Annotated in this window: 9 protein-coding genes and 1 pseudogene; 8 read left to right on the top strand and 2 right to left on the bottom strand. The window is 53.7% G+C overall.

Features of this window, described 5'->3' with window-relative positions:
• Positions 1-11: 11 nt before the first annotated feature.
• From F0P93_RS32015 to F0P93_RS31500, 8 genes and pseudogenes are all read left to right on the top strand, one after another.
• Positions 12-695: pseudogene (locus F0P93_RS32015) on the top strand (RagB/SusD family nutrient uptake outer membrane protein); the annotation flags it as partial.
• Positions 696-1220: 525 nt separating this feature from the next.
• On the top strand, positions 1221-1715 hold the full coding sequence (locus F0P93_RS32080) for a RagB/SusD family nutrient uptake outer membrane protein (RefSeq protein ID WP_510186273.1): 495 nt from the start codon (positions 1221-1223) through the stop codon (positions 1713-1715).
• A gap of 244 nt (positions 1716-1959) precedes the next feature.
• On the top strand, positions 1960-2946 hold the full coding sequence (locus tag F0P93_RS14345; RefSeq protein WP_150877063.1) for a hypothetical protein: 987 nt from the start codon (positions 1960-1962) through the stop codon (positions 2944-2946).
• 24 nt (positions 2947-2970) lie between these two features.
• Positions 2971-5190, top strand: coding sequence for an outer membrane protein assembly factor BamB family protein (locus tag F0P93_RS14350; protein WP_150877064.1), 2220 nt, complete (start codon positions 2971-2973; stop codon positions 5188-5190).
• A 38-nt stretch (positions 5191-5228) separates the two neighbouring features.
• Positions 5229-6599, top strand: a complete 1371-nt coding sequence (locus F0P93_RS14355; protein ID WP_225309490.1) for an enolase C-terminal domain-like protein — start codon at positions 5229-5231, stop codon at positions 6597-6599.
• A gap of 268 nt (positions 6600-6867) precedes the next feature.
• Complete coding sequence (locus F0P93_RS14360) at positions 6868-8100, top strand: purple acid phosphatase family protein (RefSeq protein WP_150877065.1); 1233 nt, start codon at positions 6868-6870, stop codon at positions 8098-8100.
• A 12-nt stretch (positions 8101-8112) separates the two neighbouring features.
• Positions 8113-10017, top strand: coding sequence for a GSCFA domain-containing protein (locus tag F0P93_RS14365; RefSeq protein WP_191908819.1), 1905 nt, complete (start codon positions 8113-8115; stop codon positions 10015-10017).
• A 7-nt stretch (positions 10018-10024) separates the two neighbouring features.
• Positions 10025-10174: a DUF5989 family protein gene (locus F0P93_RS31500; RefSeq protein ID WP_171062891.1), complete on the top strand. Its 150-nt coding sequence runs from the start codon at positions 10025-10027 to the stop codon at positions 10172-10174.
• Positions 10175-10269: 95 nt separating this feature from the next.
• Here F0P93_RS31500 and F0P93_RS14370 read toward each other — a convergent pair whose 3' ends face one another.
• Positions 10270-11877, bottom strand: a complete 1608-nt coding sequence (locus F0P93_RS14370; protein WP_150877066.1) for a glucoamylase family protein — start codon at positions 11875-11877, stop codon at positions 10270-10272.
• A 104-nt stretch (positions 11878-11981) separates the two neighbouring features.
• The gene (locus tag F0P93_RS14375) at positions 11982-13460 is read right to left on the bottom strand and encodes a RagB/SusD family nutrient uptake outer membrane protein (protein ID WP_150877067.1); all 1479 of its coding nucleotides are present in this window, start codon (positions 13458-13460) and stop codon (positions 11982-11984) included.
• Positions 13461-13463: the final 3 nt, after the last annotated feature.

A 13463-nucleotide genomic window follows, 5' to 3' on the forward strand; every position in this document is an offset into this window, starting at 1 on the left:
TAACCCTCTTTATGGCCCTGCTCGGTTTGGCCGGCTGTAAAGAAGATTTTATCGATGTGACCAATCCCGGTGCGCTCTCGACCAATAATTACCCCAATACGGTAACCGATCTGGAGCAATTGCTAACGGGCGTTTACGGGACACAGCACACCCCGGGCCTGTTCGGCCATAACATTTATGGGAAAGGGTTTTATATGTGGGATCACACCAGCGATTTGAGCTGGCAGGGAACTCCCACCTGGATTCAGCTCGGGCAGAACAACTCGCAGCCCAACGACGGTTTTCTGTCGGAAACCTGGCGCGATACCTGGAAAGGCGTTCAGCGCGCCAATACACTGTTGGTCAACATCGAAAAATACCGCCCCAAAGCGACTTCGCAAGCCGATAAAGCGACCATTGACCTCATGAAAGGGCAGGCCCTTTTCCTCCGCGCCTGGTATTACCAGTACCTGATCACGATCTGGGGGGAAGCCATGATCGTCAATGGTCAGGGTGGCGACAAACTGGGTGTTCCCATCATCACCGAAGCCTCGACCAGCCTCGATCAGACGCAGGTGGATCGGGCCACGGTGAAGCAGGTCTGGGATTTTATCATCAGCGATCTGAAAGCGGCAGAAACGCTGCTGGCCGGAAAAACCTGGACGGGTGCCAACGATAAACACAAAATCAGCGGCTGGGCGGTTAAGGCAGCCCTTGGCAAAGCGTACGTTTACACCCAGGACTGGACCAATGCAAAAACCTCGCTGGCGGATGTGATTACCAACAGCGGTAAGTCGCTGGTTTCGTTCGATGTCTACAAAACCATGTTCAACGGCAAAAACGAATTCAACTCCGAATCCTTGCTGGAAATGAACCTGAATGTAGATATGACCGCGCGTGGCAACACAGAACTCTCGATGGGGTCGAGCATCGGCATGGTGCTGGCACCGACCTACGTGGGCGACAACAACCTGCCAGCCGCTTCAGCCTGGTCGAACGTGTTTCCGCACGCCAAAAACCTTGCCCGGTTTGGTTTCAATGAAGGACATTACTTCAAAGCCGGTACCACACAACCGCTGGCCACGAACGTCGATCCAGCCTACATCACCCGCTCGGTATTAGCCCGTCAGAACAAAACCGTCGACCCGCGCCTGTGGGTGGCCTGCTGGCAGCCTTACGTGGATAGCATGACCGTAAACGGTAAAAAACGGCCCATTTCACACTTCCTCGACATCAGTGAAATGGACATGGAAGCCTGGAGTTTCCGGAAATACCTGACGGTCGATGCTACGGAAACCGAAGTCAACATGGCCAATGGCAACAACATCCTGCTGTTGCGGTTAGCCGACGTGTATCTTCTGTATGCCGAAACGCTCATGCGGACCGGCGACAATGCCACGGCACTGGAATACATCAACAAGGTAAAACGGCGGGCCTACGGCTATCCGGTCAATACCGCGTCGCCGGTCGATTACAAAAGCCTGACCGATGCCACGAAAGCCCCCGATGCGGTTCTTAAATCCGATCCACTCAAGTACGAACGCTGGGCGGAATTGTTTGGCGAAGGCCACTGGTGGATCGATGTTCGTCGCTGGCAGTTGGGGGCCCAGGAAGCGGCTTATTACCAGCGCATCCGGGGCGGAACCATTCAGTGGGAAGCCACCGATTACGCCCAACCCATTCCGATCGACGAGATCAACTCGAATATTAAAATGAAGCAAAATCCGGGCTATTGATCTATTTATTCAACCCAACAGATTCTGTTATGCCGCCGAATTACCCCGGAGGGGTGTCCTGCTAATAGCCATCCGAATTATGATTTCATACAAGCTCCGGAGGAGCGTCCTGAATAGCGGTTTGGGATTTCAGGGCGCTCCTCCGGAGCTTAAAACAATGGATCGATCCGCTGTTGCTATTAACAGGACACCCCTCCGGGGTAATTCGGCGGCATAACAGAATCTGTTGGGTTTAGTTTTTCTTATGAAGAAAATCGTCGTTTTTTTCACCATTCTCCTCAGTTTCGCCAGCGCCACCCTCCTGCCACCGTTTCCGCAAGCGGAAATAACCAACGGGATCATCCGGGCGAAACTGTATCTGCCCGATTCGGTCAACGGGTATTACCAGGGGGTCCGGTTCGACGGGTCGGGCGTGATTGCCAGCCTGGACTATAAAGAGCATTCATTTTTTGGTCAGTGGTTCGAGAAATACGATCCGAAAGGGCACGACGCCATCAGCGGCCCGGTCGAAGAATTTACGCCCATTGGCTACGACGAAGCCAAACCGGGTGACGATTTCCTGAAGATTGGCGTCGGTTCGCTGCGCAAAGCAAAAGACTCGCCCTACCGGTTTGCGATGCCGTACGCCATTGTCAATCCCGGAAAATGGGCGGTAAAAACCGGTCGCGATGAGGTTATTTTCACCCACGAACTGACCGATGCCGCCGGGTATTCCTACCGCTACCAGAAAACCGTGAAGCTTTTAAAAGGCAAACCGGTGCTGGTTCTGGAACACAGCCTGAAAAATACCGGAAAGAAAACCATAGAAACGACGGTGTATGATCATAACTTTTTCATGCTCGACAACCAGCAAACCGGTCCGGACATTTCGGTCACGTTTCCATTTGAATTACAGGTTAAACCGACACGGGGGATCGGCACGTTTGCGGATGTGCAGGGCAACCGGTTTGTGTATCTGAAAGAACTGCCCAAAGGCGAAAGCACGCATTGCTACCTGACCGGTTTTGGCGACACGGCCAAAGACTATGATTTCCGCGTTGAAAACACCAAAACCGGGTCCGGCGTCCGGGTAGTCGGCGATCAGCCCATTGTGCAACTGGCCTTCTGGTCAATTCACACGACGGTGTGTCCAGAGCCTTACATTAAAATCAAAGCCGAACCGGGTCAGACGTTCAGGTGGAAAATTTCGTACGACTTTTATACACTGCCCAAAACCGCATCAACTCACTAATCCATCTTTTTTCTGGATACCATCATGAAGTATGCGCTACAGTTTTTAGGGCTGGGATGGCTGATTTTGAGTAGTACAGCCCTGGTTCCTAATTGGGACGAAGGCGGCACCAACCCGCCCCGTAATCAGGACTGGCCAACCTACGGCGGAAACAAAGCCGGAAACCGCTATTCATCCCTGAACCAGATCAATCTCCAAAACGTAAAAAATCTCAAAGTAGCCTGGACTTTCGACGCGGCTGGTGCCGATGGCCAAGCCGGAAGACCGCTCGAAATTCAGTGCCAGCCCATTGTCATCAACGGGATTCTCTACGGCCTGACGCCCATGCTCAAGGTTTTTGCGGTCGATGCCGGAACGGGCAAACAACGCTGGCTTTTTGATCCGTTTAAGAACAAACCACCCCGGTTTAACCAGAGCCGGGGCGTCATGTACTGGGAAAGCCGCGACGGCGGACCGGGCACCGACAAACGCATTCTGTATTCCGCCGGTTCGACGCTCTATGCGCTCAATGCGCTGACGGGCGAACCCGTTGCCGGTTTTGGCCAAAACGGCGAAGTCGATTTGCGGGAGGGCCTGCAAGACGAATCGAAGCGGGATCTGAGCAAACTGTCGGTGACCTCCACGACGCCGGGCGTAATTTACAAGGACATTCTGGTGCTGGGGTCGGCGGTTTCGGAACAGGGCGACGCGGCACCGGGCCACGTTCGGGGCTTCGACATCCGAACCGGAAAAGTGCAGTGGGTTTTTCACACCATTCCGCAACCGGGCGAAAAAGGATACGAAACCTGGCCGAAAGACGCCTACAAACGCATCGGCGGAGCTAACAACTGGGCCGGGATGGTACTCGACGAAAAGCGCGGCACGGTTTATTTCGGAACGGGCTCACCTTCCGTCGATTTCTACGGTGGTATTCGGGCCGGGCAGAATCTCTACTCCGATTGTATTCTGGCACTGAACGCCGAAACCGGCCATATGCAGTGGTTTTACCAGACGATTCACCACGACCTGTGGGACCGCGATCTGCCCTGTCCACCCAACCTCGTGACGGTGAAGCATAAGGGCAAGACCGTGGATGCCGTAGCCCAAACCACCAAAGACGGTCTGGTGTATGTCCTGAACCGCGACACCGGCGAGTCGCTTTTCCCCGTGGAAGAACGGAATGTCCCAACTTCCCCCGCGCTGCCCGGCGAAGTGCCGTGGCCGACGCAGAAATTTCCGCTCAAACCCGCGCCCTTTGCCCGGCAGGTTTTTACCGAAGCCGACATCACCAACCGGACGCCCGAAGCACATGCTTTCGTCAAAGAGAAGTTTCTAAAAACCCGTTCGGGTGACAAATTCATGCCGCCCAGCCTGGAAGGAACGCTGTTTTTCGGCATTGGGGGTGGAGCCGAATGGGGCGGAAACGCCAGCGATCCGCAGGGCATTCTGTACCAGAATTCGAACGAGATGGTCTGGGATTTGAGAATGGCGGATCTGGCCGCCCGAAATGCCGAAATTGCCTCGAAAGGGAAAACGCTGTACCAGGCCAATTGCATGGCTTGCCACGGTCCCGACCGCAAAGGCAGCGGACAGGAATACCCGAGCCTGGTCGATCTGGGCAAGCGGCTTTCGGGTCAGGAAATCAACGCAGTTTTACGATCCGGCCGGGGTCGGATGCCGTCGTTCCAGCACCTTTCCGATCAGGACCGGTTTACGCTTGTCCGGTATTTGCTCAACGCCGATACCAAAACCCCGGAACCCAAACCGGCCGAAAGTCAGGATCAGCACAACGCGCCGGTTTTGACCGGAACGGATGAAAAAGTAGATTTCCCCTATATCCCGCCTTACATCAACAATGGCTACACCCGGTTTTTCGATCCAGACGGTTATCCGGCCGTCAAACCGCCCTGGGGAACGCTAAACGCCATCGATTTGAATACCGGTGACTACCTGTGGCGGGTTCCGCTGGGCGAATTTCCGGAATTAACGAAAAAAGGCGTTCCAATTACGGGTACCGAAAATTACGGCGGGCCGATTGTTACGGCTGGGGGCCTGGTCTTTATTGCCGGTACGAAAGACGAACGAATCCGGGCGTTTGATAAAAAAACCGGAAAAGTAGTCTGGGAATACCAGCTTCCGGCGGGCGGTTTTGCCACGCCGATCACGTACCAGGTTGGCGGAAAACAATACGTGGTCATTGCCGCCGGTGGCGTTAAAAACGGCCACAAACCGGGTGGTTCGTACATTGCCTTTGCCTTGCCGTAAACCTATTCACATTTGCATCTAAACCCTTATCTGTACCCATGGAAAAAAACGAAAACTTCGCCGAAATGAACAGCCGTCGCGAGACGCTAAAAAAAATAGGTTTTGGCTCCTCAGCCGGTTTGCTAGGCTTGTTTGGGGGAATGTCGACCGCCGAAGCCCGCGAACGGCAAGGCACACCCTCCTACGCCAAAGCCATGGCCCCGGTCAAAATCAAATCGGTGAAAGCCATCGCCACGGCCCCCCAGGGTTCCAACCTCATCGTCGTCAAAGTTGAAACGACCGAACCCGGTTTATACGGTTTGGGCTGCGCCACCTTCACCCAGCGGGCGGCTGTGGTCATCGTCGCCATCAATACGTACCTGAATGAATTTTGTGTGGGAAAAGATGTGGATAACATCGAAGACATGTGGCAGGCGGCCTATGTCAGTTCCTACTGGCGCAACGGTCCGGTTCTGAACAACGCCCTTTCGGGACTCGATCAGGCGTTGTGGGACATCAAAGGCAAACGCGCCAACATGCCGGTGTACCAATTACTGGGCGGAAAAGCGCGGTTTGCCATTCCGTGTTACACCCACGCGGGCGGCAACACGCCCGAAGCGGCTGCCGACAGCGTAAAGAAATTCATGGAGCAGGGCTTTCAGTACATCCGGATTCAGCAGGGCGGCTACGGGGCGGTTGGCGCCAATTCGGCAACACCCGACTTCAAAGCCGCCGGTTTCGGGGGTGCCACCGACAATTACATGAACGAGCGGATGTACCTGAAATCCGTTCCGAAAATGTTCGAGGTCGTTCGGAAACAGTGTGGTGACGAGATTGAGTTATTGCACGATATTCACGAGCGCGTGCAACCCATCGACGCCATCAACATGATCAAACAGGTCGAAGAATACCGACCGTTTTTCATCGAAGATCCGTTTTCGCCCGAAAACATGAAGTGGTTTGCGCAACTCCGTCAGGCGACGTCGGTGCCGATTGCGATGGGTGAGTTGTTCAACAACATCAACGAATTCAAAGAGCCGATGGTGAACCAGTGGTTCGATTTCATCCGGATTCACGTTTCGCAGATCGGCGGTATTACGCCCGCCATGAAAGTGGCCCGGCTGGGCGAGTGGTTCAACATCCGCACCGCTTGGCACGGTCCGGGCGACGTGTCGCCGGTGGGCCACGCGGCTCATGCGCACATCGACCTGGCAGTCTGGAACTTCGGAATTCAGGAAGCCGTGCAGTTTTCGGACAAAATGAAGGAAGTATTCAGCGGTTGCCCCACGATGAACAAAGGCTATATGTCGGTTAATGAAGTGCCGGGCCTGGGCGTCGACATCAACGAGAAGGAAGCGGCTAAATACCCCATCGGCACGAAATCGAACTGGCAGGTTCGGAAAATCGACGGAACCATCATCCGGCCGTAAAAGAGTAAGTTGGCAGGAAAAATTTCTTTTTTGAAAGGATACCTATTTTGACCGCATTCGGCGAGCTACCCCGGAGGGGTTTACTGTTAATAGTCAAAAATCCTGAATAGTATTTGAGCTCCGGAGGAGCGTTCTAATTCCCAAAACAGGCATTAGGACGCCCCTACCGGGGCTCAAAACGATTAATTAACTTGGTTGGACTATTAACAGTAAACCCCTTTGGGGTAGCTCACGGAATGCGGTCAAACGAGTGTCCCTTCCCTTTATTATGAACAATCCCAACCACTCCTCCAACCGCCGGACTTTCCTGAAATCGGCGGCCGGTCTAGGCACACTCGGTACGGTTTTGCCCGAAGCGGTTTGGGCGAACAACCCACAACTGGTGTCGCCCGATCCGGCCAAAGGGCACGTTTTTCTGACGGAACCATATTTGCAATATGCCGGGCCGGGTTCGATGACGGTGCGGTGGATTGCCAATCTGCCGTCGTACAGTTGGGTCGAGTATGGCGAAACCGATTCATTAGGGCAGAAAGCGCACAGCATAACGGATGGTTTGGTCGATGCCTACAACCGGATCAATGGCATTACACTCCGTGACTTAAAACCGGGAACCACCTACCAATACCGGGTGTATTCCAAAGAAATTACGGATTTCAAACCGTATAAACTGACGTACGGCCAGACGATTGAAAGCGGCCTGTTGCGTTTTAAAACGCCTGACGAACAATCCGATGCGGTCAGTTGCCTGGTATTGAACGACGTCCACGACCGGCCCGAAACCATCACGCACCTGCTGAGTCTGAAGGGCAATGATCCGTTCGATTTTGTGTTCCTGAACGGCGATCTGTTCGATTACCAGACCGATGAGCAGCAGCTTATCGACCACCTGCTGACGCCCTGCACCGCCGGTTTTGCCAAAGAAATTCCGTTTCTATTTGTGCGGGGCAACCACGAAACGAGGGGCAAATACCGCAGTGAATTACCGCAGTATTTTTCCAATCCGGGCGGTAAGTCCTACTACAGTTATACCTGGGGGCCGGTTCATTTTACGGTCATCGACACCGGCGAAGACAAACCGGATAGCGAACCCGTCTATGCCGGAATCGTTGATTTTGATGCCTATCGCGAGGAACAGGGGCGTTGGGTCGAGCAGGTGATGCAGAGTGCCGCGTTCAAAAAAGCCAAATTCCGGGTGGTTTTCATGCACATCCCGACGTTTCACCACAACAACTGGCACGGCCCGATGCACTGCCAGAAAGTCTTTACGCCCTTATTCAACAAACACAAGATCGATCTTTGCATCAGCGGTCATACTCACAAATACGGGATTCACGAGCCGGTGGCCAACCAACACAACTATCCAATCATCATCGGCGGTGGCTCGAAAGACGGTACCCGGACAATCATGAAACTGAAAGCCGACCGAAAAGACCTGCATCTGAGCATGTTGCTCGACGATGGCAAAGAAGTTGGAACCTATCATTTGACGGCCAAACGGTAACCGGTTTGATTCATGAAGAAGCGGTTATGGCTGTTTAAAGGACTTGCGGTGCTGTTGCCGGTGTTGCTGCTGGGATTGGCCGAAGGCTTCCTCCGGCTGTTCGGCTACGGCCAGGATTACCGCTTGTTCGTGGAAGACCCGCAACACAACGGTTTTTTGATCATGAATCAACACGCGTCGGAGCGGTATTTTACCGAAACCGCCAACGCGACCGTTGGGAATTTCGAACCCTTCCGACAGCGAAAAGCGGATGGCACGTTCCGGATTTTTGTCCTGGGCGAATCGACCACCATCGGCTATCCCTATTTCCACAACGGCTCGTTCCACCGCTGGCTGCACTACCGGCTGATGCATACCTTCCCGAACCGGAATTTTGAAATCATCAACCTTTCGCTGACGGCCGTCAACTCCTACACGGTTTTCGGTTTTGGCAAACAATTAATTGATTATGAACCGGATGCAATTTTAATTTATACCGGCCACAATGAATATTACGGTGCTATGGGCGTCGGCTCAACCAGTTCGCTGGGCGGTCATCCTGCTCTCGTGCGTCTGGTGTTGAAACTCCGGGAATTCCGGCTGATGCAACTCCTGAACCGAATGCTCGGCGGTATTCGAAAAACCGTTTCGGGCGAAAACGTGGATTTGCGCGAAAACCTGATGAAACGCATGGCCGCCGACCAGCAAATTCCGTACGGATCGGAAGCGTATCACCAGGGCATTGAACAATTTAAAACCAACCTGAACGAGCTCTGTCAGCTCTTCTCAGAACATCATATTCCGGTATTGATCAGCAATCTGGTCAGCAATGAAAAGGATCTAAAACCGTTCATCAGCGCGCCGGGAAATGCCGCCCAATCGGCGCAGGAGCAGTTTAAACAGGCGCAACAAGCCTATGCAAAAGGTGATTTTAAGGCCGCAAAAAACCGTTTTGTCAGGGCGAAAGAATTGGATTTGCTGCGGTTTCGGGCGCCGGAAGCCATCAATCAGGTTATTCAGGAGCTGACGGCTCAATACCCAAACGTGACGGAAGTGGACACCCGGGCGGTTTTTGAACGGTATTCGCCGAACGGCATTCTGGGACACGAGACCTTACTGGAACACGTTCACCCGAATTTGTACGGCTATGCGCTGCTGTCCGACGCGTTTTACGAAGCCCTGAAAAAAAGGAAACTCATTGCTGCCGACTGGACAAACGAACTGTCCCTGGCTCAATTGCGCCAGCACATGCCGATTACGTCCGTCGATTCACTGAAGGGTGTTTTTGAAATGCTGATTCTGAAAGAAGGCTGGCCGTTTAATGAACCGATGCCGCCCGAAGAAAAACGTGCCAAAACCGTGGAGGAGCAACTGGCGGGGGCGTTGGTGGTGAAGCAGCTTTCCTGGCGCGACGCGATGGATCAACTGCTGGCGCATTACCAGAACGAGAATAACCCGCAGGGCGCTTTGCAGGTCACCGAAGCCTTGTCGCTGGAATATCCGTATGATCCCGGTTTTTATGCGCAGGCCGGGAAATTATCCTTGAGCCTGAACCAGCCTGAACAGGCGGTTTGGCATCTGAAAAAGGCGTTTGACCTGGAACCAGCCTTTCCCACGGCGCAGAGCCTGTTCATCTCGTTGCTGAAACTGGATCGGCCCGACGAAGCCCTGGTGTATCTCCGTTATGCAGCCGCGCATAACGAAACCCAATTCAGCCTGACCGAATTGCAAACGTTTGTGGAACAACTGGTGTCTGTCAAAAACCGGTATTTAACCGACACGACGAACGTGGCTCTGAGCAATCAGCTAGCCGCCGGGTATCTGAAATTCGCCAATGCCGACGGAGCCGCTAAATACGTGGCAAAATCCCTGCGCACCGATCCCCGGAATGCCGTAGCCCTGCAATTAAAATCCCAACTCCAGGCGATTAAAAACTAACCCGACCATGGAATTTCTACGCGAATTCTGGCTTTTTATGCGCACCCGCAAGCGGTACTGGCTCTACCCGCTGCTGATTCTGTTGCTGCTCCTGAGCGCCTTGACGGTTTTAACAACGGGTTCGGCGCTGGCACCGTTCATTTATTCGCTTTTCTAACCCTGTCAGCGGTCGAAGACCCTGACAGCGGTTAGAAAAGCGATACTAACAACAAACCGCTGTCAGGGTCTTCGACCGCTGACAGGGTTGCCTCCCTACTGATTATCAACACTTTGATGAAGTGAAATCTTAACACGCTGCTTGTCCGCGCCCTGCACCAGCTCAAATTCATACTTCCCATCCGGAAACTGAAAGGCCAATTGCTGCATTCCTTCCGGATAGGTTTTAGCATCGATCAGTTTCCGCACCTCCCGGCCAGCTTCGTCAAAAACCGCCAGAGTGATGGCCCCAGTACCTTTTACGGCAAAGTCCAGTACATACGCCCCCCAGTCGGGATGCTTCCAGAGATCAATATAACCGGTGCGAAAATCGGGGGCGTAGGCATAGAAACCCGTCGGGTAAGCCGGTTTTTTGATGCCCATTTTGGTCAGTCCCGTCCCGAGTTCCGGCGTTTTTTCACCCAGTTTCCAGAGCAACCCCGAGCGGTAATTTTCCATCATGACCACAATGGGCCCCTGATCAATCGCCAGATACTGGTTGGAATACCAGTTCAAGCCTTTGTTGTAGGCATCGTAAAAACCGTACGGACCGAAAAACCGGTTTCCTTCCCGCAGATACAGATTCCGCAACACCTGCATCGAATAATAGGGGGTGTAAGGAAACGACGACAAAGCCGCCGTCGGGCTAATCGTGCCGTTGTCGTTCGTTGGCGAATGGGCATCGTAAAAATTATAGTCGTCGCTGGCAGTCAGCCCCCAGTTGCCCGGCCCGTAGCCAAACATGGCCTGACGCGGTTGCAGGCAATGCGCCCGGTTGATGAGCGTGTGATTGCGGTTCTGCTCCCAGTAGTTGGTCTGTTCATCCTGCATCAGGCGCGGATCGAGGCTCAGGAAAGAATAATGGGTGAAGAACAGCGGCCCGCCCATCGGAAAACCGAGCAGCAGTTTATAGCCAAAATAGGTTTGCCCGTTGGTATAATGGTCACTTTGCTGGTAGGTGTTCTGGTAGACTTCCGGTTTGATGGCATGCGTTGGTGAACCGAGCGCCAGCACATACGTAATCAGGGTTTCGTCATGGCCGCGCAGGGGGTGGTTCATTTTCCACGCATGGTTCGGCGACCAGTGCCAGAGAAGTTTGCCATCGCGAACGTACCAGTCCCATTCGACCTCCCGCCAGAGTTTATCGATCCGTTGCCGGAGGTCTTTTTCAGCAGCGGCAGTCCCATCGAAATACGCCCGGGCGCTCAGCAAACCATTCACCAGAAAAGCCGTCTCGACCAAGTCTCCACCGTTGTCGTGCTCCGAAAACGGAATCACTTTCCCCGAATTGCCATCGAGCCAGTGCGGCCAGGCACCGTGAAACCGGTCGGCTTTTTCCAGAAAACCGGTCATCTTTTGCAATTGCTGCACGGCTTCGGCGCGGGTTACCCAACGGCGGTCGGCGGCTACGATGATGGCCATAATACCAAAACCGCTGCCGCCCGTCGTGACGATGTTGGGCGTAGCCGTTCGTTCGGGAGCCAGGCCGGAAACCGGGTGCGCAAAATCCCGGAAATACCGGAACGTGGCTTTTTGAACGGTTTCGAGGTACTCGCTGTATTCGTTGGCAACGGGAGGAATGGCTTCGTTCGCAGACTGCGCCGAGCAGGTGGTCAGCCAGGCCAGAACCTGGGAAAAGAAAAGGAGTAATTTTAATAGTCTCATGCCTACAGAATTGAATGGGAACGCGGATTGAACGGATCAAAATGGATTTACACAGATAAAAATCCGTTTTGACCCGTTCAATCCGCGTTCCCACCATCAACAAATTAATAACCGGGATTTTGCGTTAATACGCCCCCGCTGGCGTCGATTTGCGGCTGTGGAATGGGCATCAATTCGCTCTTGCCGTCGACAAATTGCTTGTTGAGCGCCCGCAAGACCGAGCCAGCCCGGCCCTGCCGCACCAGATCCCAGAAGCGGTCGTGTTCCATGGCCAGTTCCACCCGGCGTTCCTTCCAGATCGCAGTTTTCAGTTGATCTTTGCTGGCGAAAACGACATTAGGCAATAAAGCGGCATTGCTGCCCCGCGCCCGCGCCCGAACCGCATTCAGAGACGCTACAGCCTGTTGTGATTGCCCCAGCTCATTAGCGGCTTCGGCGTTCATCAGCACAATGTCGGCATACCGCAACAGGCGAATGTTCTTGTTGGAATCGCCCATACCGTTGGGTGATTTGGTTTCGTTCTGCGCCACGTATGTCTTTTGATTGTAGTACGGATTCGTCGCATTCGAGATGATGACGACCCCATCGGGCATGGTTTCGCCCCGCTCGATAATCGTAGCCGCTTTTCGCGGATCACCGGTTTCGTATGCTTTCACCAGATCTTCGGAAGGGACGTTAAAACCCCAACCAAACTGCCCCCGGACGCTCTGCACCTCGGCGTATTGCGACCCTCCTCCACCTTGGGGTAAGGCCGCATTTTGTACTTCGAACAGCGACTCGGAGGTGTTCTCACCGGCTTCGGTGAAGATCACTTCGTAAGGCGTTTTGAGGTCATACTGTCCCGATTGCATGATTTCATTCGTCAGCCGGAGTACTTCACTCCACTTTCCCTGATACATCGACACCTTCGCCAGCCAGCCTTTCGCGGCTCCTTTGGTGGCCCGACCCAGTTCAGTGGCTGCGTATTCCGATTTTTCCTGTAAAACCGTGATTGCGTCATTCAAATCCTTTTCAATCTGCTGGTAAATCTCCTGCCGGCTGGCACGCGGCACGGCTGGCGCATCGTCGTCCTGCAACTGCATAATCAGCGGAACCCCGCCGAAGGCCCGTGCCAGATTGAAGTAAAAATAAGCCCGCAACATTTTGGCTTCCGCAATCAGCCGTGCTTTGAGCGTTTCATCCATTTCGATGGCCGGAACCCGCTCGATCACCTGATTGGCCTTGGCAATGCCCAGGTATTGTCCACTCCAGTAGTCATTCAAACCGCCGTTGGTTGGCGTTACGGTAAACAAATCGAACTCGCTCAGGAAACTCGCGTCGCCCGGTTCGCTCCCTTTGTCGGCGTCATCCGACGGAAGACTCGAAAGACCGATGAATGCAAAAACGTGGGTCGGCCACTGGCGAAGTTGCCAGTAAATGGCGTTGGTAGCCTGTACGGCCCCTTCCTGGCTGTTGAAAAAATCCTCGGCAATTAGCTCACCCTGCGGTTTTTTGTCCAGAAATTCTTCGCTGCATGCCTGTCCCGTCAGCATCAGGGAACCCGCCAGCGCAATTCTCAAAAATTGTTTCGATATGGAAATCATGAT

The organism is Larkinella humicola (assembly GCF_008727875.1).
Classification (GTDB): domain Bacteria; phylum Bacteroidota; class Bacteroidia; order Cytophagales; family Spirosomataceae; genus Larkinella; species Larkinella humicola.

Excerpts from the sequence above, each read along its gene's own strand:
- F0P93_RS32080 (WP_510186273.1), top strand. The coding sequence starts at position 1,221 with ATGGACATGGAAGCCTGGAGTTTCCGGAAATACCTGACGGTCGATGCT.
- F0P93_RS14345 (WP_150877063.1), top strand. The coding sequence starts at position 1,960 with ATGAAGAAAATCGTCGTTTTTTTCACCATTCTCCTCAGTTTCGCCAGC.
- F0P93_RS14350 (WP_150877064.1), top strand. The coding sequence starts at position 2,971 with ATGAAGTATGCGCTACAGTTTTTAGGGCTGGGATGGCTGATTTTGAGT.
- F0P93_RS14355 (WP_225309490.1), top strand. The coding sequence starts at position 5,229 with ATGGAAAAAAACGAAAACTTCGCCGAAATGAACAGCCGTCGCGAGACG.
- F0P93_RS14360 (WP_150877065.1), top strand. The coding sequence starts at position 6,868 with ATGAACAATCCCAACCACTCCTCCAACCGCCGGACTTTCCTGAAATCG.
- F0P93_RS14365 (WP_191908819.1), top strand. The coding sequence starts at position 8,113 with ATGAAGAAGCGGTTATGGCTGTTTAAAGGACTTGCGGTGCTGTTGCCG.
- F0P93_RS31500 (WP_171062891.1), top strand. The coding sequence starts at position 10,025 with ATGGAATTTCTACGCGAATTCTGGCTTTTTATGCGCACCCGCAAGCGG.
- F0P93_RS14370 (WP_150877066.1), bottom strand. The coding sequence starts at position 11,877 with ATGAGACTATTAAAATTACTCCTTTTCTTTTCCCAGGTTCTGGCCTGG.
- F0P93_RS14375 (WP_150877067.1), bottom strand. The coding sequence starts at position 13,460 with ATGATTTCCATATCGAAACAATTTTTGAGAATTGCGCTGGCGGGTTCC.